This is a genomic window from Streptomyces sp. SAI-170 (genome assembly GCF_049739565.1).
Classification (GTDB): Bacteria; Actinomycetota; Actinomycetes; order Streptomycetales; family Streptomycetaceae; genus Streptomyces.
In genome coordinates this window covers 4,331,493-4,352,899 of sequence record NZ_JBMGQD010000001.1, presented here as the reverse complement: position 1 = coordinate 4,352,899, position 21,407 = coordinate 4,331,493, and the positions used below count along the sequence as shown (strand labels likewise).

Sequence of the window (21,407 nt, the reverse complement as noted above, 5' to 3'; positions counted from 1 at the left end):
CTGACCGGCGGTCACCTGCGCGCGCTCGTATCCCTCTTCATCACCGGATCACCAGATCGCTGGGATCACCGGATCACCGGGATCACCGGATCTCTCGAAGTCTCGAAGTGGAGTGCTTGCTGTCATGAAGGTTTCCCGTGTCGCCGCCGCCGCTGCCGTCGCCGGCACCGCCGTCCTCGCCCTGTCCTCCCCCGCGCTCGCGCACGTCAGCGTCCAGCCGGAGGGCACCGCGGCCAAGGGCGGCTACGCGGTCGTCGACTTCAAGGTGCCGAACGAGCGCGACAACGCCTCGACCACCAAGGTCGAGGTCAACTTCCCCGCCGAGCACCCGCTGTCCTCGGTGATGCCGGAGCCGATCAACGGCTGGGACATCAAGATCACCAAGGCGAAGCTGGACAAGCCGCTGGAGGTGCACGGGCGGCAGATCACCGAGGCCGTCACCAAGGTGACCTGGACCGCGAAGAGCGGCGGCATCAAGCCCGGCTTCTTCCAGAAGTTCCCCGTCAACATCGGCGCCCTGCCCGAGGACGCGGACGAGCTGGTGTTCAAGGCGATCCAGACGTACTCCAACAACGAGGTGGTGCGCTGGATCGAGGTGCAGGAGGGCGCGGAGGAGCCGGAGAACCCGGCGCCGGTGCTCGCCCTGTCCGCCGCCGAGGAGGAGGGCCACCACGGCTCCGGCTCCGCCACCGCCGAGCCCTCCGACGAGCCGTCCGGCGACGCGGACCACGCCGCCGCCCAGACCTCCGCCACCGAGGAGGCGTCCGGTGACAGCTCCGACACCACCGCCCGGGTGCTCGGCGTCGTGGGCATCGTCGTCGGCGCCGCCGGTGTCGCCTACGGCGTCCTGGCCGGACGCCGGCGCTCCGCCTGACCCACCCACCTCGGTGGGCGCCGGGACCTCGCGGGGTCCCGGCGCCCACCGGAGCACTCACCTCCGGGACATCTCTCCATGCACTCTCTGCACCCTCTGCGTACGAAGTTCGCGGCGGCCGCGCTCCTCGCCGCCGCCTCCCTGACCCTGTCCGCGTGCGGCGGCGGGGACGACGACAGCGCCGCCTCGCCCGTCTCCGTCGTCTCCGAGGAGCCCGGCTCCGACAAGGCCGCCACCGTCCTGTCGGAGAACCCGTTCCAGAAGCCGGACATGGTGCTCACCGACACCCACGGCAAGAAGTACGACCTCCGCAAGGAGACCGCCGGCAAGCCGACGCTGATCTACTTCGGCTACACCAACTGCCCCGACGTGTGCCCGCTGACGATGAACAACATCGCCGTGGCGAAGAAGTCGCTGCCCAAGGCCCAGCAGGACGAGCTGCGCATCGTGTTCGTCACCACCGACCCCGAGCGGGACACGCCCGAGGCCCTCGGTAAGTGGCTCAAGGGCATCGACCCCCAGGTCGTCGGCCTCAGCGGCGACTTCGCCACCGTCCAGGCCGGCGCCCGCACCCTCGGCATCTCCATCGAGGCGCCGAAGAAGGAGAAGGGCAAGGTCGTCTCCATGCACGGCACCCAGGTCATCGCCTTCTCCCCGAAGACCGACGCCGGGTACGTGCTCTACGGCGAGGACGCCACCGTCGACGACTACACCGCGGACCTGCCGAAGCTGATCAAGGGGGAGAACCCGTGAGGCGCCTTTGGTGGGCGACCGGCGTGCTGGTGCTGACGCTGGCCGGCTGCGGCGGCGACGAGTCCACCGGGCCCGACCTCAGCGTCAGCGGCGCCTACATGCCCCAGCCGGTCTCCGACATGGCCGCGGGCTTCCTGACGATCGCCAACAAGGGCGACGAGGACGCGAAGCTGACCGAGGTCACCAGCGACCTCGGCGAGGTCACCGTCCACCAGACCGACGGCGGGGCCATGCAGGAGGTCACCTCCCTCGACGTGCCCGCGCACGGCACGCTCGTACTGAAAAGTGGTGGCAGCCATCTGATGTTCGAGCAGCTCGCGCAGCAGCCGCGGGAGGGCCAGACCGTCCCGATAACGCTGCACTTCACCGGACTCGACCCGGTCGAGGTCGACCTGCCGGTCAAGCCGGCCACCTACCGCCCCACGTCCGGGAACTGAGGGAGGGACCACCTTGACGCAGGCCATCGCCCCGCGCGTCCGCACGCTGGTGCTGCTGTTCCTGGCCGTCGCCGGCGCCCTGCTGGCCGGTGCCGCACCGGCCTCCGCGCACGCCGCGCTCACCGGCAGCGACCCCCGGCAGGGGGCGGTGGTCGACCGGGCCCCGCAGCAGGTCTCGCTCACCTTCTCCGAGACCGTCTCCCTGTCCGACGACTCGCTGCGCGTGTTCGACCCCAAGGGCAAGCGCGCCGACACCGGCAAGGCGGCCGGCACCGGCGGCACGACGTACGCCGTGAAGCTGCACTCGGGGCTGCCCGACGGCACCTACACGGTCACCTACCAGGTCGTCTCCGCCGACAGCCATCCCGTCTCCGGCGCCTTCACCTTCTCCATCGGCGCGCCCTCCTCGACGTCCGTGTCCGTCGACGGACAGGGCGCGGGCGAGGGCCTGGTCGGCCGGCTCTACGGGCTCGGGCGCTATGTGTCGTACGCCGGGTTCATCGTCCTGGTCGGCGGCTGCGCCTTCGTGCTGGCCTGCTGGCCGCGCGGCGCCGGGGTGCGGGCCGTGCAGCGGCTGGTCGTCTCCGGCTGGCTCGCGCTGACCGCGGCCACGCTGGCGCTGCTGCTCCTGCGCGGCTCGTACACCACCTCGTCGAAGTTCGGCGACGTCTTCGACCTCGACCTGCTCGGCCAGGTGCTCCAGACCAAGACCGGCGCCGCCCTGGTCTCCCGGCTGCTGCTGCTCGCGGCGGCGGCGCTGTTCATCGCCGTGCTCTTCGGGGCGTACGACCGTCGGGACGGGGACGAGAAGCGGGATCTGGTGTTCGGGCTCGCGGTCGGCGGCGGTGTCGTGGCCGCCGGTCTCGCGGCGAGCTGGGCGATGGCCGAGCACGCCTCGACCGGGCTCCAGCCGGGGCTCGCGATGCCGGTCGACGTCGTCCATCTGCTGGCCGTCGCCGCCTGGCTCGGCGGACTGGGCGCGCTCCTCGTCGCCCTCTACCGGGCACCGGTGGAGACCCCGCTGGACTCGACCGCCGTACGCCGCTTCTCGCGGGTCGCCTTCGGCAGCGTGGTCGCGCTGGTGGCGACCGGGGTCTACCAGAGCTGGCGGCAGCTCGGCTCCTGGTCGGCGCTGACCGGCACCCGCTACGGGCAGCTTCTGCTGGTGAAGATCGGGCTCGTGGTGCTGCTGGTGGGCATCGCGTGGATCTCCCGGCGGTGGACGTCCCAGCTGGCGCAGGCGCCGGCGGGGGCCGAGCGGGAGCGGGTGGCCGTAGGGGCGGCTGCGCCGGACGCCGAGGACATCGAGGGCACCCACACGCGGGACACCGATCCTGCGCGGGCCGCTCAGCTCGCGCGGCAGAAGGCCGCTGCCGAGGCCGCGCGGCGCAAGCAGGCGCGGGACGCCGACCCGCGGCGGTTCGGGCTGCGCCGCTCGGTGCTCGCCGAGGCGGCCGTCGCCGTCGTGGTGCTGGCCGTGACCACCATGCTGACGTCGACCGAGCCGGGCCGTACGGAGGAGGAGGCCAAGGCGGCCACGGCGTCGGCGGCTGAGGCCTCGGCGTCCGGCACGCTCACGCTGGACATGCCGTTCGACACCGGCGGCGAGGACGGCAAGGGCGTCGTCCGCGTGGACCTCGACCCCGCGCGGATCGGCGGCAACGAGCTGCACGTCTACGTCGAACGGCCCAACGGCCGTGCCTTCGACGTCCCCGAGGTCAAGCTCTCCTTCACCCTCGAGTCGAAGGACGTCGGGCCGCTGCCCGTCGTCCCGGATCACATCACCACCGGGCACTGGGCGGCGAGCGGGGTGCAGATCCCCATGGCCGGCGACTGGAAGGTCGCCGTGACCGTGCGCACCTCCGACATCGACCAGGTGACCGTGGACAAGAACGCGAAGATCGGCTGAACCACATGGCTGACCAGTCCATCCCCCAGGCCCGGACCTCCGTGGAGGCGCCCGCCACTGCCGAGACCCCGGCCGGTGAGGGCGTCTCGCGGCGCACCCTGCTCGCCACCGCCGGGGCCACCGGGCTCGCGCTCGGCGCGGCGGGCGGCGCCGTCGGCTACGCGGCCGCGCCCGCCGGGGCGACCCCGCTCAGCTCGGTGGGCACCGGGCAGGCGATGTTTCACGGGAAACATCAGCCCGGCATCACCGACCCGCTCCAGGCGCGCGGCCACCTCGTCGCCTTCGACCTGGCCCCCGGCGCCGGGCGCAGGGAGGCCGCCGCGTTGCTGCGCCGCTGGTCGGACACGGCCCGGCGGCTGATGGCGGGCGAGCCCTCCGCCCACGACGACACCGGCATCGCGCAGGACGCCGGCCCGTCGTCCCTGACGGTCACTTTCGGCTTCGGCCACAGCTTCTTCGGCCGTACGGGCCTGGAGAAGCAGCGGCCGGTGTCCCTGGACCCACTGCCCGACTTCTCCTCCGACCGGCTGGACAAGTCGCGCAGCAACGGCGACCTGTGGGTGCAGATCGGCGCGAACGACGCCCTGGTCGCCTTCCACGCACTGCGCGCGATCCAGAAGGACGCGGGGTCCGCGGCCCGGGTGCGCTGGCAGATGAACGGCTTCAACCGGTCGCCGGGCGCCACCGCGCACCCCATGACGGCCCGCAACCTCATGGGCCAGGTCGACGGCACACGCAACCCCAAGCCGGCCGAGCCGGACTTCGACCGGCGCATCTTCGTGCCTGCCTCCGGTTCTAAGGACCCTGCGTGGATGGCGAACGGCTCCTACGCCGTCGTACGCCGTATCCGCATGCTCCTGGACGACTGGGAGAAGCTGTCGGGGAAGGCCCAGGAGGACGTCATCGGGCGTCGCAAGGCGGACGGGGCCCCGCTGTCGGGTGGCTCGGAGACGACCGAGATGGACCTGGAGAAGGTCGACGCCGAGGGCAACCTGGTCGTGCCGATCAACGCCCACGCGCGGATCAGCCGGCCGGACCAGAACGGCGGCGCGGCCATGCTGCGGCGGCCCTTCTCCTTCCACGACGGCATCGGCACGGACGGTGTGCCCGACGCGGGGCTGCTCTTCATCTGCTGGCAGGCCGATCCGCTCCGCGGCTTCGTACCGGTGCAGCGCAAGCTGGACCGGGGGGACGCGCTGTCGGCGTTCGTACGGCACGAGGCGAGCGGGCTGTTCGCCGTGCCGGGCGGGGCGGCGCAGGGGGAGTACGTGGGGCAGGGGCTTCTGGAGAGCTGACCTTGCTGTGAAGGTTGACGCGGCTTGGTGCGGTTTCGCTCTTCAAACCACCCTCACGAGTGGTCCTGGCGAGACAGGCACGCCGGGCTGCCCTGCGGCCATTAGGGTGAGGGCATGCCAGCGAGCTATGCGTATCTCGGCCCCGAGGGCACCTTCACCGAAGTCGCCCTGCGCACGCTCCCGGAGGCGGCGACCCGGGAGCTGGTGCCGTATGTGTCCGTGCAGTCCGCGCTGGACGCGGTCCGCACCGGCGAGGCCGAGGCCGCGTTCGTGCCGATCGAGAACTCCGTGGAGGGCGGCATCACCACCACCCTCGACGAGCTGGTCGCGGGCGCGCCGCTGATGATCTACCGCGAAGTGCTGCTGTCGATCACCTTCGCGCTGCTGGTCAGGCCCGGCACCAAGCTGTCGGAGATCAAGACCGTCTCCGCGCACCCGGCCGCCCAGCCGCAGGTGCGCAACTGGCTGAAGAAGAACCTCCCGGACGTCCACTGGGAGTCGGCCGCCTCCAACGCGGACGCCGCCCGGCTGGTCCAGGAGGGCCGTTACGATGCCGCGTTCGCCGGTGAGTTCGCGGCCGCCCGGTACGGCCTGGAAGCCCTGGAGACCGAGATCCACGACGCGGAGAACGCGCAGACGCGGTTCGTGCTCGTGGGCCGTCCGGCCCGGCCCGCCGCGCCGACGGGGGCCGACAAGACGTCCGTGGTGCTGTGGCAGCGCGACGACCACCCCGGCGGGCTGCGCGACCTGCTCGGCGAGTTCGCCACGCGCGGCATCAACCTGATGCTGCTGCAGTCCCGCCCGACCGGCGCCGGCATCGGCAACTACTGCTTCTGCATCGACGCCGAGGGCCATATCTCCGACCGGCGGGTGGCCGAGGCCCTGATGGGGCTGAAGCGGATCTGTCTGGAGGTCCGCTACCTGGGCTCGTACCCACGCGCGGACATCGGCGTGGAGGACGTGAGCGCCCCGCGGCAGGGGACGTCGGACGACGAGTTCGTCACGGCGGCCGACTGGGTGGCCCGCTGCCAGGACGGCCGTTTCTAGTCAGATTTTCGTTATCCACAGAAGTTATCCACAGGTCTGCTTCTCGACCTGTGCACAAGTCGACAACGAAGCGGCACGCAGTCGACAAATCACCCTGGATGGATCAAGTGCGCCCACCAGGACGTAAGTCACCCTTCGTCCACTCGTTTCCTTTGATCAATCCTTTGGGGCGACGCATTTCCACTCGAAGGTGGGCCTATTCAAGGTTTGCCCAGGGAATCGCAGGGGGCGACAACGCTTAGCGGAGTGATCAATTCCGACGTCCACAGATCTTCCACACAGCCTGTGGATAACTTTCGGAAGTCGTGGATCCCTGTGGACAAAGCCGGGCCGGAGGCCCCTCAAATCCCGTTCTCCACAAGGGGATCCGGTCAACAGGGCGCCTCGGGCCTGCCCCGTCCCAGGGAGTGAGACACTTTTTATTGACACGCTCGGATGAGGGGTCGACACAACACGCAATTCCCCCATAACGGTACGTAAGCCGCCGCTCGGAATAGTGAGTCGTGGGCCGTCATCCGTCCCCGGTAGCCTTGACCACGTGATTGACCTTCGCCTGCTCCGTGAGGACCCCGACCGTGTGCGCGCGTCCCAGCGCGCCCGTGGAGAGGATGTCGAGCTCGTCGACGCTCTCCTGTCTGCCGACGAGCGGCGCAGGTCGTCCGGCGTCCGCTTCGACGAGCTCCGTTCCGAGCAGAAGGCGCTCGGCAAGCTGATCCCCAAGGCCTCGCCCGAGGAGCGCGCCGAGCTCCTGCAGAAGGCCGAGCAGCTCAAGTCCGACGTCAAGGCCGCCGAGGCCGCGCAGCACGAGGCCGACGAGGAGACCAAGCGCCTCGCCATGGCGCTCGGCAACCTCGTGCACCCCGACGTCCCGGTCGGCGGCGAGGAGGACTTCGTCGTCCTGGAGACGCACGGCACCATCCGCGACTTCGCCGCCGAGGGCTTCGAGCCCAAGGACCACCTGGAGCTCGGCGAGGCGCTGGGCGCCATCGACGTCGAACGCGGCGCCAAGGTGTCCGGGTCGCGCTTCTACTACCTGACCGGTGTCGGCGCCCTGCTGGAGCTGGCCCTCGTCAACGCGGCGATCGCCCAGGCCACCGAGGCCGGCTTCATCCCGATGCTCACCCCCGCACTGGTCCGCCCGCGCGCCATGGAGGGCACCGGCTTCCTCGGCCAGGCCGCGGAGAACGTGTACCACCTGGAGAAGGACGACTTCTATCTCGTCGGTACGTCCGAGGTCCCGCTCGCCGCGTACCACATGGACGAGATCATCGACGCGGACAAGCTGCCCCTGCGCTACGCGGGCTTCTCGCCCTGCTTCCGCCGCGAGGCCGGCACGTACGGCAAGGACACGCGCGGCATCTTCCGCGTGCACCAGTTCGACAAGGTCGAGATGTTCTCGTACGTCGCTCCCGAGGACGCGGAGAACGAGCACAAGCGGCTCCTTGAGTGGGAGAAGCAGTGGCTGACCGGCCTCGAGCTGCCCTTCCAGGTCATCGACGTGGCCTCGGGCGACCTGGGCGCCTCCGCCTCGCGCAAGTTCGACTGCGAGGCGTGGATCCCGACGCAGGGCAAGTACCGCGAGCTGACCTCGGCCTCCAACTGCGACGGCTTCCAGGCCCGCCGGCTGTCGACGCGTGTGCGTGAGGGCAAGCAGGTCAAGCCGCTGGCCACGCTCAACGGCACGCTGTGCGCCGTACCGCGCACCATCGTGGCGATCCTGGAGAACCACCAGCAGGCCGACGGCTCCGTGCGTGTGCCCGAGATGCTGCGTCCGTACCTCGGGGGCCGCGAGGTGCTGGAGCCGGTGGCCAAGTGACCTCCGGGTTCCCCTACCGGCTGATCGCCACCGACCTCGACGGAACGCTTCTGCGCTCCGACGAGTCGGTCTCCGCGCGCACCCGTGACGCGCTCGCCGCGGCCACCGCGGCGGGCGCCGCGCACATCGTCGTCACGGGGCGTTCCGTGCCCTGGACCCGGCACATCCTCGACGACCTGGGCTACCGGGGTCTCGCGGTGTGCGGGCAGGGCGCGCAGGTGTATCACGCCGGGGAGAACCGCCTGCTGACGTCGGTGACCCTGGACCGGCAGCTGGCCGGGGTCGCCGTCGCCAAGATCGAGGCGGAGGTCGGCCCGCTGTACCTGGCCGCCAGCCGTGACGGTCTGGACGGCGACGTACTGGTGGGGCCGGGCTACGCCCTCACCGGCGAGCTCCCCGCGACGCCGTTCACGGACGCGGCCGATCTCTGGTCGGCCCCGCTGAACAAGATCTACATACAGCATCCGGAGCTGTCCGACGACGAGCTGGCGGCGGCCTCCCGACAGGCCGCCGGTGGCTTCGTCACCGTCGCCATGGCCGGCGCGGGCATCGTCGAGCTGCTGCCGCTGGGGCTGTCGAAGGCGACGGGACTGTCCTTGGCGGCCCGCCGACTGGGCATCAAGGCCGCGGAGACGATCGCCTTCGGCGATATGCCCAACGACATTCCGATGTTCGCCTGGGCCGCACATGGTGTGGCCATGGCCAACGCCCACGAGGAGCTGAAGGCCGTGGCCGACGAGGTGACGTCGTCCCATGAGGAGGACGGGATCGCGGTGGTCCTGGAGCGGCTGCTCGGCTAGCGCGCCCGCCTCGGGGTTGCCGCGTCACGGGTGGCGTCAGGGCAGGTACCGGGCCAGAGCCAGGTACGTCTCGGCGTCCCCGGCGGCCACGATCCGGCCGTCGGGCTGCACCGCGACGTCGCGCGCGTGGTCGGGAACCCCGGCGGCGAAGTCGGTGACCACCTTGCCGTCACCGGCGAACCCGGTGTCGAGGCTGCCGTCCGTGTTGTATCGCACCAGCGCCCAGTCACCGCCGCGGCTGCCGGCGGCGACCAGCTTGCCGTCGGACTGGAGCGCCAGGTCGTGAGCGCGGGCGGTGGCCGCGAACGGCGTCGTCACCTTGCCGTCGCCATCGAATGCGGTGTCCAGGGAGCCGTCGGAGTTGAGCCGGGCCACCGCGAAGCGGCTGTTGCCGCCGACGGGAGTGACATATCCGGCGACCGCCATGTCGCCGCCCGGGACGAGAACCAGCCCGTACCCCTGGGCCTCTCCGCTGAAGCTGACGACCCGCTTGCCGTCACCGTCGAAGCCGGTGTCGAGGCTGCCGTTAGTGTTATAGCGGGCGAGCGCGAAGCTGGGCCGGTAACCGGGGTTGCCGAGGCCGACACCGCCGGCGACGACGATCCTGCCGTCGGGCTGCACCGCCACGTCCTGGGCGATCGAGATGTCGCCCCCCGAGAAGTGCGTCTTCAGCCGGCCGTCCCCACTGAAGGTGGGGTCGGGGTCGCCGCCGGAGTCATAGCGGGCCACCGCGACGTCACCGCCGGACTGGCCGACGGCGACGATCCGGCCGTCGGACTGGACGGTGACCGCGTAGGCGTCGGCGGCGCCGTCGTCGCCGAAGTCGGTGATCGTACGACCGCCGTCGCCGAAGTCTGTGTCCAGAGCCCCGTTGGGCTGGAAGCGGGCCACCGTGAACCAGCAGCAGCCCTCGGACCCGGGCCGCTGCGAGGTGCCCACGACGACGATCTTGCCGTCCGATTGCAGCGCGACACCGCGGGACACCTCCTCGCCCTGCTGGAAGTCGGTGGTGACAACGCCCTGGTTACCGAAGCCGCTGTCCAGGGTGCCGTCGGGGTTGTACCGCACCATCGCGAAGTCGGGGCCGGTGCCCTCGCCGTAGAAGCTTCCGAGCACGACCAGCTTGCCGTCGTCCTGTACGGCGAGACCGTGCCCTTCCTCCGGGGCGGAGATGTCGAAGTTGGCCACCTTTCCGATGCCGCCGAACGAGGGATCGAGGTCGCCGGAGGCGGCATGCGCGGGACCGGGCGAGGCGATCAGGAGCGCCAGCGCCGCAGCGGCCGCGGCACCGGCCCGAACCGGCAACTGCCGAAGGCGATGAAGACGGCCGCGGAGAGGGCCATGAAGAGGGCCATGGAGGAGGGAGAACATGCCCGCACATGCTAGAAGCGACACCTCTGCATGTATCAGGACACACTGACCATACGGCCACACGAGTGCTCTCTCGCCCGACATGCCTGGGCCAGGCCACCCCGCGCTGCAAAGATGCTCATACTTCGGTCTGACCCGTCCCGCCCCGGACGGCCTCGTTCCGCGCCGGTTGCTACATTCGGCGGTCTCGCGGAGGATGCACGGATCGAACGTGCGCGGGGTTTCCCCCGACCACGGCTTAGCAAGCCGGTGCCTTGCCACTCGGCCAATCCTCCGGGTGGGCGGCCTCACGCGAAGTGGGATTTCGCGTGCTCGAAGCGGCCGCCCCGGGCAACACAGATGCGGTCGGCTCCACGGTGGGGTAACTACACCGGAGCCTGCCGCCGGCTGCCCTGTCGGGAGCGCGGCGTACTGCCGTGCATGGACATCGCCCCGCTCCTCTCCCAGATCGTGGTGCCGGTCACCGACCACTGTGCCGCGTCGGGGAGTTGGGTGCCACCGAATAAAACAGACGTGCGACCGCTAGCGCCGCCGCCACCTCCACCTACGCGCCTTGCTGAAGAACCATCCGGCCGGCGGCTCGTCGGAGCGCCAGGGCTGCGGCTCGGGCTGCTCGCGGCGCCAGCGGGCGGCGAGCATACGGGCGCGGGCGGACGGCTCGGTGGTCTCGGCGGCGCGGACGAAGTCCTCGTCCAGGACGAGGTCGTCCCACACATCAGCACGCTGTTCGCGGCCGTCGTACTGCGCGTCTGCCATGCCCTTCCTCCCAGCCGTACGCCCCACGTTGTGCCCAGTGTGCGGGGACGGGGGTTAAACCCCCGTCAGTAAGCGGGCGAAGCCCCCGTCAGTAAGCGGGCGAAACCCCCTCAGTAGGCGCCGCGTCTACTCCTCACCCGCCAGCGTCAGCGACCGCAGCTTCTGCCCGGCGTACCAGGTGGCGAGCACGGTCACCGCCACCAGCAGCACCGTCGCCGTGGTCAGTCCGACGTCGGAGGTGACGAGCTCACCCCCGGCGACCTTGTGGGCCACGGCCAGCGACCACTGCTGGACGCTGAGGGTGCGTGCTCCCGGCACCAGGGAGCCGAACAGGGCCTCCCAGACGAGCGCGTAGACGAGCCCGAAGACCACCGCGTGCCGCGACACCGTGCCCAGCAGCAGGAACAGGGCCGCGTAGGCGATGGAGGACACCAGGGCGGCGACCGTGTAGGCGACCGCTATCTGTTGGCCGTTGCCGTTGAGGATGAACCCGGCGATGAAGGTGGGCAGTGCGGAGAAGACCATCGTCACCGCGATCGCCACGATGAGCTTGGTGAAGATGATCGTGGGCCGTTTCACCGGCTTGGACAGCAGGTAGACGACAGAACCGTCGTCGATCTCCGGGCCGATCGCGCCGGTGCCGGCGATGACACCGATGATCGGCACCATGGTGGCGAGCGCGAGCCCGCCCAGCAGGTCGGACGCGGTCTGGTCGTCGGCTCCGGCGAGCCCGCGGACGACCACGGAGATCCCGATGAGCAGCAGTGGCAGCGCGCCGAGGACAAGGGCCCGGCGACGGCCGAGCAGGGCCCGATAGGTGAGCCGGGCGACTGTGGGGTCGTACATCTTCGGCCTCCTACGCCGCGACCAGGTAAGAGAAGACGGACTCGAGCGACTCGTCGGACGGCGAGACCGCCAGCAGCCGGATGCCGTGGTCCCGGGCCACCTTGGGCAGCAGCGCCGTGAAGCGCCCGAAGTCGACGGCCTGGATGCGCAGCGCACCCTCGGCGAGGTCGACCTCGATGCCGGACGTGGACGGGTCGGCGATCAGCGCGGCCGCGAGGGCACGATCGTCGCTGGAGCGCACGAGGTAGCGGTGCGGGCGGTCGGTCATCAGGCGGCGGATGCGGCGGAAGTCACCGCTGGCCGCGTGCCGGCCCGCCACCACGACCTCGATGTGCCAGGCGAGCTGCTCGACCTCCTCCAGGATGTGGGAGGAGAACAGCACCGTGCGGCCCTCGTCGCCCATGCGGCGCAGCAGGTCCATCAGCTGCATGCGCTGGCGCGGGTCCATGCCGTTGAACGGCTCGTCCAGCAGCAGCAGCGAGGGCTCGTGCACCAGGGCGCTGGCCATCTTCACGCGCTGGCGCATGCCCTTGGAGTAGGTGGAGATCTTGCGGTCCTGTGCGTACTCCATCTCGACCGTGGCCAGCGCCTTCTGGGCCGCCTTGGCGCCCAGGCCGTGCAACTCGGCGTTGGCGACGACGAATTCACGCCCGGTGAGGAAGTCGTACATCGCCTCGCGCTCGGGGACGATGCCGATGTGCCGGTAGATGGCCTCGTTGCGCCACACCGGCTGTCCGTCGAGGGTGACCGTGCCGGTGGAGGGGGCGAGGAAGCCGCCCATCATGTTGATGAGGGTGGACTTTCCGGCGCCGTTGGGGCCGAGCAGGCCGGTGACGCCGGGGCCGATGGACATGGTGATGTCGTTGACGGCGACCACGTTGCCGAACCAGCGGGAGACGTGGTCGATCTGGAGGGTGGTCACAGGCCCACCTTCTTGTAGCGGCGGATCAGGAGGCCGTAGCTCGCGGCGATCAGGCCGAGGGTGAACAGCACGTACACCACGCCCTCCCCGTTGGACGGGCCGACGCCTCCGGGGTAGGAGGAGGTCGCGCCGAGGAAGGCGGTCTGCACGCCGTCGATGAGGGTGACCGGCGAGAACAGGCCGATCCAGGCGATCGCGTCGCTGCTGTTCTGGAGCTCGGCTATGCCCTGGAGGGCGGAGACGGCGCCGTAGGAGATGGTGAACACCGCGATGACGGCGGCGATGCCGAAGCCGCGGCGCGGGGTGACGGAGGCGATCACCAGGCTCAGCCCGGCGAAGAGCAGCGAGAGCAGTGCGACGGACACGAGTCCCTGCGCGAATCCTTCTGTCTGGTCGGTGAAGTCGAGCTTGGCGAGCAGCGCGCCCACATACAGCACCAGCAGCGGGGCCGCGGTGAGGATGAACAGCGCCGACGCCAGGGCCGCGTACTTGGCGCGGACGTAGTCGGCGGTCTCGATGGGCCGCGAGAAGTACAGCGGGACCGTCTTGAAGCGCAGGTCGCGCGAGACGGACTGGGGCGCCTGGGAGGCCACGTACAGGCTGATGACGGCCTGGAGGAAGATCGCGTACTCGGTGTAGTCCACGGGCAGCTTGCTGGCCTTGGTGGCGACCGCGACGGCGACCATGATGGCCGCCGGCACGCACATCACCACGAACAGCAGCATCGGCAGCACCTTGGACTTCACCGAGCGGCCGAGGCCGTAGGCGCCGCGCAGGGACTGCGAGTAGAGGGAGCGCGTGGCGTAGGAGCGGCCCAGGCGGGGGCCGTCGTAGCTGCGGTAGCCGATGTTGTGGATGCGGGTCTGGTCACCCGCTGCCAGGGGCTGTGACAGGGACTGCTCAACTGCCATGGCCGACGGCCTCCTTCCGGTGCTCGTCGCTGTTCTCGTCAGCGGTGCTGAAGACCTCGGCGATGTGGTGCCTGCGCTGTTCCATGCGGACCAGGCCGAGGCCGAGGTCGGCGACGGTGTCGCGGACCAGGTCGTAGGTCTCCTCGCCCTGCGCGGTGAGCAGCAGCAGGTGTCCGGCGCCGGGCAGGCCGCTGCCGTCCTCGACGGTGACCCCGCGCGCGCGGAGCGCCTCGCGCACCGCGCGGGTGCCGTCGGGGTGTTCGTCGGTGTCGGTGACCTCGATGGCGAGGGTGGTGGTGGTCTGGGTGAAGTCGGTGGTGGAGCTGGAGCGCAGGAGCTTGCCGCCGTCGATGACGACGACGTGGTCGCAGGTGCGCTCCAGTTCGCCCAGCAGATGGGACGTGACCAGGACCGAGATGCCGAAGTCGGTGTGGATGCGGCGGATGAGGCCCAGCATGTCGTCCCGGCCGACCGGGTCGAGGCCGTTGGTCGGCTCGTCCAGGAACACCAGCTGCGGGTCGTGCACCAGGGCCTGGGCGAGCTTGACGCGCTGCTTCATGCCGGTGGAGTAACCGCCGATGGGGCGGTAGCGCTCCTCGTACAGCCCGACATGGCGCAGCGTGTCCGCCGTGCGCTCGCGGGCGGCGGTGGGCGGCAGGCCGGACATGCGGGCCATGTGCACGACGAACTCGGTGGCCGAGACGTCGGGCGGCAGGCAGTCGTGCTCCGGCATGTAGCCCACGCGCTCGCGGATGGCGGCGCCCTCGGTGGCGACGTCCAGTCCGAGCACGGCGGCGCGGCCCTCGGAGGCGGGGGACAGGCCCAGGAGGATCTTGATGAGGGTGGACTTGCCGGCGCCGTTGGCTCCGACGAGTCCGGTCACACCGGCTCCGATGTCCATGGACAGCCGGTCGAGCGCGGTCACCCTGGGGAACCGCTTGCTCAGGCTTTCGGTCGCGATCACAGTCACGTCTTCGACAGTAGTGACGTGGACCACGGACGTCGTCAGACTCCAGAGCCGTCTTGGGGTCACCCTGGAGTCGTACGGGGAACTCAGGGTCACCCTGAGGTCGGGGCGGCGACCCCAGGTTGGGCACGCACCATGACCGCCCTATTGACGCCAGCTCTAACAAGGTGCGAGATTCGGCGATGTCAAGTTACGGACACGTACCGCAGTCAGTGTGGACCGGGTGGGACGGGGCGGCATGACGACGGCAGTGGCAGGCGAGATATCCACGGAGCTGCACGGATTCAGGACCGTGCAGCGGCTGGCCTACGAGTGCGCGGAAGCGGTGGCGGCCCAGCTTCAGCCGGGTGTCACCGAGCGTGAGGCGGCCCGGATGCAGCGGGCATGGCTGCGCGAGCGGGGCGTGAGGGACTGGTTCCACCTGCCCTTCGCCTGGTTCGGCGACCGCACGGCGTTCGCGAACTTCCGCATCCCCCTGCAGTTCTTCCCCACCGACCGGGCCCTGGAGCCGGGCATGCCGTTCATCCTCGACATGGCCCCGGTCCACGAGGGCTACACCGCGGACATCGGCTACTCCGGCTCGCTCGGCCTCAACCCCGTCCAGAACCGGTTGATGGACGACCTCCAGGCACACCGCGAGCTGATCCTGCGCGAGGTGCGCGAACGCCGCTCGCTGCGCGAGATCTACGAGGACGTGGAGCGCCTCATGGTCCGCCAGGGCTACGCCAACCGGCACCGCGCCTACCCCTTCGGAGTGATCGCGCACAAGGTCGACCGGGTCAAGGCCCGCCGCTTCTCGCCGCACATCTTCGGCTTCGGCACCCAGTCCCTCAAGGGGCTCGCCTCGGACGCACTGCACGGTCATCGCGAGGGGTGGTCGCCGCTGTGGTCGCCGTACCGTTTCTCCGACCATCCGCCGCAGCCGGGCCTGTGGGCGGTCGAGCCCCATCTCGGCTTCCGGGGGACCGGCGCGAAGTTCGAGGAGATCCTGGTCGTCACCGACTCGCGGGACCCCGAGGAGAGCGCCTTCTGGCTGGACGACGATCTGCCGCACGTGCGGCGCTGGGCGGAGGAGAAGTGACCATGCTCGAAGGCGCGCGTGAGCGCTGGGTGCGGACCGGCGGCGTCGAACTGTGCGTCGCCGAACTCGGTGACCCGGAGCAGCCGACGGTGCTGCTCGTGCACGGCTACCCGGACAGCAAGGAGGTGTGGTCCGAGGTCGCGCCGCGTCTCGCCGACCGCTTCCACGTCGTCCTCTACGACGTCCGCGGCCACGGCCGCTCCACCGCCCCGCAGCCCCTGCGCGGCGGGTTCACGCTGGAGAAGCTGACGGACGACTTCCTGGCCGTCGCGGACGCGGTGAGCCCCGACCGGCCCGTGCACCTGGTCGGCCACGACTGGGGCTCGGTGCAGTCCTGGGAGTTCGTCACCGTCAAGCGCACCGAGGGGCGGATCGCCTCCTTCACCTCGATGTCCGGGCCATCCCTCGACCACTTCGGCCACTGGATCCAGCGGCGGATGAAGCGCCCCACTCCGCGCCGGGTCGGCCAACTCCTCGGCCAGGGCGCCAAGTCCTGGTACGTCTACCTCCTGCACACCCCCGTCCTGCCCGAGCTGGCCTGGCGCGGACCGCTCGGCAAGCACTGGCCGGGCATTCTGGAGCGGGTCGAGCGGGTGCCCACCGACGGCTACCCGACTTCGTCGCTGCCCCAGGACGCGGCCCGCGGCGCCTGGCTGTACCGCGACAACGTCCGCGCACGACTCCGTAGGCCGCGCCCCGACGCCTACGCGCACGCGCCCGTGCAGCTCATCACGCCGCTGGGCGACGCCTTCCTGTCCGAGCGGCTCTACGACGAACTGGAACTGTGGGCAGCGCAGCTCACCCGTCGCACACTGCCCGCCAAGCACTGGGTCCCCCGCACCCGGCCCGAACAACTGACGACCTGGATCACCGAGTTCGTGAACGGCATCGAGGGCGGCCGCACCGAGATCGAGCCGACCGGGCGTCACTTCGACCGTTTCGGCGGCCAGTTGGTCCTGGTCACCGGGGCAGGCAGCGGCATCGGCCGGGCCACGGCGTTCGCGTTCGCCGAGGCGGGCGCCCGAGTGATCGCCGTCGACCGCGACGCGGAAAGCGCCGCCCGCACCGCCGAGTTGGCCCAGCTGATCGGCGCTCCTGCCGCCTGGTCCGAGGCCGTCGATGTCTCCGACGCGCAGTCCATGGAGAAGCTCGCCGAGAAGGTCGCGCTGGAGTACGGCGTGGTCGACGTGCTCGTGAACAACGCCGGCATCGGACTGTCCGGCTCCTTCTTCGACACCACACCGGAGGACTGGAAGAAGGTCCTCGACGTCAACTTGTGGGGCGTCATTCACGGTTGCCGCCTCTTCGGACGGCAGATGGCCGAGCGCGGCCAGGGCGGCCACATCGTGAATACGGCGTCCGCAGCCGCGTTCCAGCCCTCGCGCGCCCTGCCCGCCTACAGCACCTCCAAGGCCGCCGTGCTGATGCTCAGCGAGTGCCTGCGCGCCGAACTCGCGGGCCAGGGAATCGGGGTGAGCGCGATCTGCCCCGGCCTGGTCAACACCAACATCACCTCCACGGCGCGGTTCGTCGGTGTCGGCGAGGACGAGGAGAAGCGCCGCCAGAAGAGCAGCACGCGGCTGTACGGCAGGCGCAACTACCCGCCGGAGAAGGTCGCTCAGGCGATCCTGCGCGCCGTCGTGCGCAACGAGGCGGTCGTCCCGGTCACCCCGGAAGCACGCGGAGCACACGCCTTGTCCCGTTTCGCTCCTGGCTTGTTGAGGAGGCTCGCGCGCGTGGAGCCGAAGCTCTGACGGTGAAGGGGGCTGCTGGGCCGGGGCTGTTGATCAACTTCACAGCTGGCACAGGCAATTTCGCGAACTATCCGATTTCGGACGTCGGTTGTCCACAACTCCGCCAAGTGAGCTGTGGATAACCCGAGTTGGTTGTGGATCAAACCTGCCCCGCAAAACTCGTCGCGTGATCCGCGTCTCGGTCGTCATGCTGAGTCGCATGAACGAACAACGCACCGTGAAGGTGTCGAAGTACCTCTCCAAGCATCTGCGCCACCAGCCGGAGCGGATCGGGCTCACCCTGGACGAGGGCGGCTGGGTGGAGATCGACACCCTGATCGAGGCGGCCGCCGCGCACGGGTTCCGCTTCACGCGCGAGGAGCTGGACCATGTGGTGGCCTCGAACGACAAGAAGCGCTTCGCCGTCGAGGGGACCCGCATCCGCGCCAGCCAGGGCCACAGCGTCGAGGTCGACCTCGGCCTCGCGCCGGCGGTCCCGCCGCCGTACCTCTATCACGGGACCGTGGCCCGCAACCTGGACGCGATTCGCGCCGAGGGGCTGCGGCCCATGAACCGCCACGACGTGCATCTGTCCCCCGACCGTGAGACCGCCACCCGGGTCGGGGCCCGTCGCGGCCGCCCCGTCGTGCTCTCGGTGGACGCGGCCGCCATGCACCGCGACGGCCATGTCTTCCACGTCAGCGCCAACGGGGTGTGGCTGACGAAGGCGGTGCCGCCCCGGTATCTGCGCTTCCCCGCGTCGCACTGACCGGGATGATCGCCACGGCACGGGGTGATCGCCACCGCCCGGGTGATCGTCACTGACTGGGGTGATCGTCACTGACCCGTGGCTCGCCGACCGCGTTCGGTGACTGTTTCACGTGAAACAGCGCAGCCGCATACGCTCGATGCATGAGTCTGCGTCTGAGCACTGTGATCCTTCCGTACCGCCGGTGGCACGAGGGAGGTCGTGAGGCGTGGCAGCGTGCCGAGGAGCTCGGCTTCCACACCGCCTACACCTACGACCACCTGTCCTGGCGCAGCTTCCGTGACGGGCCCTGGTTCGGTGCAGTTCCTACGCTGACCGCCGCCGCGGCGATCACCGAGCGGCTGCGGCTGGGCACGCTGGTCACCTCGCCGAACTTCCGGCACCCCGTGACGCTGGCCAAGGAACTGATCTCTCTCGACGACATCTCCGGCGGCCGGGTCACCCTCGGCATCGGGGCGGGCGGCACCGGCTTCGACGCCACCGCGCTGGGCCAGGAGCCGTGGACCCCGCGGGAGCGGGCCGACCGGTTCGGCGAGTTCGTACCGCTGCTGGACCGGCTGCTGACCGAGGACTCGGTGTCGTACGAGGGCGACTACTACTCGGCTCATGAGGCCCACAACATCCCCGGCTGTGTGCAGCGGCCCCGGCTGCCCTTCGCGGTGGCGGCGACCGGCCCGCGCGGGCTGAAGCTGGCCGCGCGATACGGGCAGGCGTGGGTGACGACCGGTGACCCCAAGCTGTACGAGAACGGCACGCCGGAGCAGTCCGTGCGGGCCATCCGCGGGCAGGCCGAGAAGCTGGCCGACGCGTGTGCCGCCATCGGGCGGGACGTGAACCAGCTCGACAAGATCCTGCTGACCGGCTTCACGCCGGACCGGGGGCGCCCGCTGGAGTCGCTGTCCGCGTTCGTCGACTTCGCGGGTCGCCACCAGGAGCTGGGCTTCACCGAGATCGTGATCCACTGGCCGATCCCGGACTCGGTCTTCGCGGCCGAGCAGAAGGTGTTCGAGCAGATCGCGATGGACGCGGTCGCGGAGCTGGGCTGATCCCCGACGGGGAGGCCTCAGATGTGCGGATGCCCGCACGCCCGTGCAGGCATATGCGCGAGAATGGCCCGGTGACCTCAGCGACGAGAAAGCCCGAGCCCCCGGCCTCCCCCGACGCCCCGATCCGCCCGCGGCTGATCGCCACCGACCTCGACGGCACGCTGCTGCGCGACGACAAGTCCGTCTCCCCGAGGACCGTCGCCGCACTGGCCGCGGCCGAGGAGGCCGGCATCGAGGTCTTCTTCGTCACCGGCCGCCCCGCCCGCTGGATGGACGTCGTCAGCGAGCACGTCCACGGCCACGGCCTGGCCATCTGCGGCAACGGCGCCGCCGTCGTCGACCTGCACGGCGGCCCCGGCGCCCACCGGTTCGTCAAGGTGCGCGAGCTGCCGCGCAGGAACGCGCTGGACGCCGTACGCCTGCTGCGGGACGCGGCGCCCGGCACGGTGTACGCGGTCGAGCAGACGTACGGCTTCAACCAGGAGCCGGACTATCCCAAGCTGCACATGGAGGTCCCGGACACCCTGGCGTCCGCCGAGGACCTGCTGGGGCCGGACGCGCCCGGGGCCGGCGAGCCCGTGCTCAAGATCCTCGCCTACCACCCCACGCTGGACCCCGACGCCTTCCTCATCCTGGGCCGCACCGCGATCGGCGACCGCGCGAACGTCACCCGCTCCAGCCCCAGCGCCCTACTGGAGATCAGCGGCCCCGAGGTCTCCAAGGCCAGCACCCTCGCCCTGTGCTGCGCCGAGCGCGGCATCTCGCACGAGGAGGTCGTCGCCTTCGGTGACATGCCGAACGACGTCGAGATGCTCACCTGGGCCGGCCGCTCCTACGCCATGGGCAACGCCCACCCGGATGTGATCGCCGCGGCATCCGGGAGCACGGTCGCCAACAACGAGGACGGCGTGGCCGTGGTGATCGAGCAACTGCTCGCGGAGGCGCAGGAGGCCTGACCTCCGGCCGAGGACCCGGTCAGGGCTGTCCCACGGTTACGCCGCGCGCCGCCAGCCACGGCACCGGGTCCACTCCCGAGCCCAGTTCCGGCGTGACCCGCACCTCGAAGTGCAGGTGCGGGCCGGTGGAGTTGCCGGTCGTGCCCGCCTGCCCGATCCACTGCCCGGCCGTCACCCGTTCACCCTGGTCCACGGCGACCGAGGCGAGGTGCGCGTACTGCGTGTAGTAGCCGCCCGGGTGCTCGATGATGATCTGGATGCCGAACGCGCCCCCGCAGGACACGGCCACCACCCGGCCCTCGCCGACCGATCGCACCGGCGTACCGATCGGCACCGCGAAGTCCTGCCCGGTGTGCCGGTTCGCCCAGCGCTCGCCACCGCTGCCGAAGCCCGCCGACAGCTCGTACGTCTCCACCGGCGCGACCCAGCCCTGCGCGTACGAGGCCGGCGGCTGCTCCAGCCGTGCCACGCCCCGGCAGGAGCCCGCCAGAGCCGACGCGTCCGCCTCCCCCTGCAGTCGCGCGCGTGCCTCCTCCAGCTTGTGCTCGATGGACTGCTTCAGCTCGGCCAGCTCACCGTTCCGCTTCTCCAGCTCCTGCCACGCCGCCGCGGCCTTCGCCTCGTCCGCCGCGAGCCGCTCCTGTGCCCGGCGGCTCTTGCCGATCGCGTTGTCGACCGCCATGTTGGCCTGGGAGAACACATGCTGGCCGCGCATGAGTTGCTCGGGGCTGCCCGCCAGCACGATCTGCGCGGCGACCGGGAGCCCGCCGCCCTCGCGGTACTGGGCGCGCGCGATCCGGCCCAGGTCCTCGTGCAGCACGCCGATCTCGCGCCGCTGACGGTCCAGCAGCTCCTCGTAGCGCTGGGCGCGCGCCCGCTGCGTGTCGGCCTCGCGCCGCCCCTCCTCGTACTGCTGGGTGGCCACCGCCGCGTCCGCGTACAGCCGCGCCACCTCCGCCGCCGTACCGCCGTCGGCACCGCCCGCGTCCGCGTGGGGGCGGGCCGCGAGCACCGCGAGCGCACACAGCAGCGCCGGAACGAGCAGCCGACGACGGCGAAATGAGGGCATGTCAGCGATCGTGGCCCGCAGGGGCGCCCCGCGTCCTGTTCACGTCGTA

Annotated in this window: 20 protein-coding genes and 1 tRNA gene; 13 read left to right on the top strand and 8 right to left on the bottom strand. The window is 70.6% G+C overall.

Going from position 1 to position 21,407, the window contains the following annotated elements; all coding sequences use genetic code 11:
- The first annotated feature begins 124 nt into the window (after nucleotides 1-124).
- The 8 genes from RKD23_RS19375 (at nucleotide 125) to RKD23_RS19340 (ending at nucleotide 8,931) form a co-directional block, all read left to right on the top strand.
- Nucleotides 125-874, top strand: coding sequence for a YcnI family protein (locus RKD23_RS19375; protein ID WP_424854803.1), 750 nt, complete (start codon nucleotides 125-127; stop codon nucleotides 872-874).
- Between the two features lie 96 nt (nucleotides 875-970).
- Nucleotides 971-1,627, top strand: coding sequence for an SCO family protein (locus tag RKD23_RS19370; RefSeq protein ID WP_424858283.1), 657 nt, complete (start codon nucleotides 971-973; stop codon nucleotides 1,625-1,627).
- On the top strand, nucleotides 1,624-2,064 hold the full coding sequence (locus RKD23_RS19365; RefSeq protein WP_424854802.1) for a copper chaperone PCu(A)C: 441 nt from the start codon (nucleotides 1,624-1,626) through the stop codon (nucleotides 2,062-2,064). Before RKD23_RS19370 ends, RKD23_RS19365 begins: the two co-directional genes overlap by 4 nt.
- 13 nt (nucleotides 2,065-2,077) lie before the next feature.
- Nucleotides 2,078-3,973: a copper resistance CopC/CopD family protein gene (locus RKD23_RS19360; protein WP_424854801.1), complete on the top strand. Its 1,896-nt coding sequence runs from the start codon at nucleotides 2,078-2,080 to the stop codon at nucleotides 3,971-3,973.
- Nucleotides 3,974-3,978: 5 nt separating this feature from the next.
- Entirely contained in the window at nucleotides 3,979-5,268 is a 1,290-nt protein-coding gene (gene efeB, locus RKD23_RS19355) for an iron uptake transporter deferrochelatase/peroxidase subunit (RefSeq protein WP_424854800.1), read from the top strand.
- 114 nt (nucleotides 5,269-5,382) lie between these two features.
- Nucleotides 5,383-6,315 (top strand): prephenate dehydratase, encoded by a 933-nt coding sequence (pheA, locus tag RKD23_RS19350; RefSeq protein ID WP_424854799.1) that lies wholly within the window; start codon nucleotides 5,383-5,385, stop codon nucleotides 6,313-6,315.
- A 538-nt stretch (nucleotides 6,316-6,853) separates the two neighbouring features.
- The gene (serS, locus tag RKD23_RS19345) at nucleotides 6,854-8,131 is read left to right on the top strand and encodes a serine--tRNA ligase (RefSeq protein ID WP_424854798.1); all 1,278 of its coding nucleotides are present in this window, start codon (nucleotides 6,854-6,856) and stop codon (nucleotides 8,129-8,131) included.
- Complete coding sequence (locus RKD23_RS19340) at nucleotides 8,128-8,931, top strand: HAD family hydrolase (protein ID WP_424854797.1); 804 nt, start codon at nucleotides 8,128-8,130, stop codon at nucleotides 8,929-8,931. The genes serS and RKD23_RS19340 overlap by 4 nt, the downstream gene beginning before the upstream one ends.
- A 36-nt stretch (nucleotides 8,932-8,967) precedes the next feature.
- Here the strand turns inward: RKD23_RS19340 and RKD23_RS19335 are convergent, their stop codons facing one another.
- The 7 genes from RKD23_RS19335 to RKD23_RS19305 form a co-directional block, all read right to left on the bottom strand.
- Nucleotides 8,968-10,236 (bottom strand): hypothetical protein, encoded by a 1,269-nt coding sequence (locus RKD23_RS19335; protein WP_424854796.1) that lies wholly within the window; start codon nucleotides 10,234-10,236, stop codon nucleotides 8,968-8,970.
- Between the two features lie 256 nt (nucleotides 10,237-10,492).
- A tRNA-Ser gene (locus RKD23_RS19330) sits at nucleotides 10,493-10,577 on the bottom strand.
- A 247-nt stretch (nucleotides 10,578-10,824) separates the two neighbouring features.
- The gene (locus RKD23_RS19325) at nucleotides 10,825-11,058 is read right to left on the bottom strand and encodes a hypothetical protein (protein WP_404036811.1); all 234 of its coding nucleotides are present in this window, start codon (nucleotides 11,056-11,058) and stop codon (nucleotides 10,825-10,827) included.
- 126 nt (nucleotides 11,059-11,184) lie between these two features.
- Nucleotides 11,185-11,904, bottom strand: a complete 720-nt coding sequence (locus RKD23_RS19320) for an ABC transporter permease subunit (RefSeq protein ID WP_424854795.1) — start codon at nucleotides 11,902-11,904, stop codon at nucleotides 11,185-11,187.
- 10 nt (nucleotides 11,905-11,914) lie between these two features.
- Entirely contained in the window at nucleotides 11,915-12,826 is a 912-nt protein-coding gene (locus RKD23_RS19315; RefSeq protein WP_424854794.1) for an ABC transporter ATP-binding protein, read from the bottom strand.
- Nucleotides 12,823-13,737, bottom strand: coding sequence for an ABC transporter permease (locus RKD23_RS19310; protein WP_424854793.1), 915 nt, complete (start codon nucleotides 13,735-13,737; stop codon nucleotides 12,823-12,825). Before RKD23_RS19310 ends, RKD23_RS19315 begins: the two co-directional genes overlap by 4 nt.
- The gene (locus tag RKD23_RS19305; RefSeq protein WP_424858282.1) at nucleotides 13,727-14,701 is read right to left on the bottom strand and encodes an ABC transporter ATP-binding protein; all 975 of its coding nucleotides are present in this window, start codon (nucleotides 14,699-14,701) and stop codon (nucleotides 13,727-13,729) included. The genes RKD23_RS19310 and RKD23_RS19305 overlap by 11 nt, the downstream gene beginning before the upstream one ends.
- Nucleotides 14,702-14,942: 241 nt before the next feature.
- Here RKD23_RS19305 and RKD23_RS19300 point away from each other — a divergent pair, with 241 nt between their 5' ends.
- From RKD23_RS19300 to RKD23_RS19280, 5 genes are all read left to right on the top strand, one after another.
- Nucleotides 14,943-15,785 carry a M24 family metallopeptidase gene (locus RKD23_RS19300; protein WP_424854792.1) on the top strand — a complete coding sequence of 281 codons (843 nt, stop codon included), beginning with the start codon at nucleotides 14,943-14,945 and terminating at the stop codon, nucleotides 15,783-15,785.
- Between the two features lie 2 nt (nucleotides 15,786-15,787).
- Nucleotides 15,788-17,539: an SDR family oxidoreductase gene (locus tag RKD23_RS19295; RefSeq protein WP_424858281.1), complete on the top strand. Its 1,752-nt coding sequence runs from the start codon at nucleotides 15,788-15,790 to the stop codon at nucleotides 17,537-17,539.
- Between the two features lie 199 nt (nucleotides 17,540-17,738).
- Nucleotides 17,739-18,287 carry an RNA 2'-phosphotransferase gene (locus RKD23_RS19290; RefSeq protein WP_424854791.1) on the top strand — a complete coding sequence of 183 codons (549 nt, stop codon included), beginning with the start codon at nucleotides 17,739-17,741 and terminating at the stop codon, nucleotides 18,285-18,287.
- A gap of 143 nt (nucleotides 18,288-18,430) precedes the next feature.
- Nucleotides 18,431-19,333, top strand: coding sequence for an LLM class flavin-dependent oxidoreductase (locus RKD23_RS19285; protein ID WP_424854790.1), 903 nt, complete (start codon nucleotides 18,431-18,433; stop codon nucleotides 19,331-19,333).
- 53 nt (nucleotides 19,334-19,386) lie between these two features.
- On the top strand, nucleotides 19,387-20,289 hold the full coding sequence (locus RKD23_RS19280; RefSeq protein WP_424854789.1) for an HAD family hydrolase: 903 nt from the start codon (nucleotides 19,387-19,389) through the stop codon (nucleotides 20,287-20,289).
- 19 nt (nucleotides 20,290-20,308) lie between these two features.
- On the opposite strand, the gene RKD23_RS19275 is transcribed toward RKD23_RS19280, so the two are convergent.
- Nucleotides 20,309-21,358 carry a peptidoglycan DD-metalloendopeptidase family protein gene (locus RKD23_RS19275; protein ID WP_424854788.1) on the bottom strand — a complete coding sequence of 350 codons (1,050 nt, stop codon included), beginning with the start codon at nucleotides 21,356-21,358 and terminating at the stop codon, nucleotides 20,309-20,311.
- Between the last annotated feature and the right edge of the window lie 49 nt (nucleotides 21,359-21,407).

Coding starts and splice junctions, on each gene's coding strand:
- RKD23_RS19290 (WP_424854791.1), top strand. CDS start 17,739: ATGAACGAACAACGCACCGTGAAGGTGTCGAAGTACCTCTCCAAGCAT.
- RKD23_RS19320 (WP_424854795.1), bottom strand. CDS start 11,904: ATGTACGACCCCACAGTCGCCCGGCTCACCTATCGGGCCCTGCTCGGC.
- efeB (WP_424854800.1), top strand. CDS start 3,979: ATGGCTGACCAGTCCATCCCCCAGGCCCGGACCTCCGTGGAGGCGCCC.
- RKD23_RS19275 (WP_424854788.1), bottom strand. CDS start 21,358: ATGCCCTCATTTCGCCGTCGTCGGCTGCTCGTTCCGGCGCTGCTGTGT.
- RKD23_RS19310 (WP_424854793.1), bottom strand. CDS start 13,737: ATGGCAGTTGAGCAGTCCCTGTCACAGCCCCTGGCAGCGGGTGACCAG.
- RKD23_RS19285 (WP_424854790.1), top strand. CDS start 18,431: ATGAGTCTGCGTCTGAGCACTGTGATCCTTCCGTACCGCCGGTGGCAC.
- RKD23_RS19375 (WP_424854803.1), top strand. CDS start 125: ATGAAGGTTTCCCGTGTCGCCGCCGCCGCTGCCGTCGCCGGCACCGCC.
- RKD23_RS19300 (WP_424854792.1), top strand. CDS start 14,943: ATGACGACGGCAGTGGCAGGCGAGATATCCACGGAGCTGCACGGATTC.
- pheA (WP_424854799.1), top strand. CDS start 5,383: ATGCCAGCGAGCTATGCGTATCTCGGCCCCGAGGGCACCTTCACCGAA.
- RKD23_RS19295 (WP_424858281.1), top strand. CDS start 15,788: ATGCTCGAAGGCGCGCGTGAGCGCTGGGTGCGGACCGGCGGCGTCGAA.
- RKD23_RS19280 (WP_424854789.1), top strand. CDS start 19,387: ATGCGCGAGAATGGCCCGGTGACCTCAGCGACGAGAAAGCCCGAGCCC.
- RKD23_RS19325 (WP_404036811.1), bottom strand. CDS start 11,058: ATGGCAGACGCGCAGTACGACGGCCGCGAACAGCGTGCTGATGTGTGG.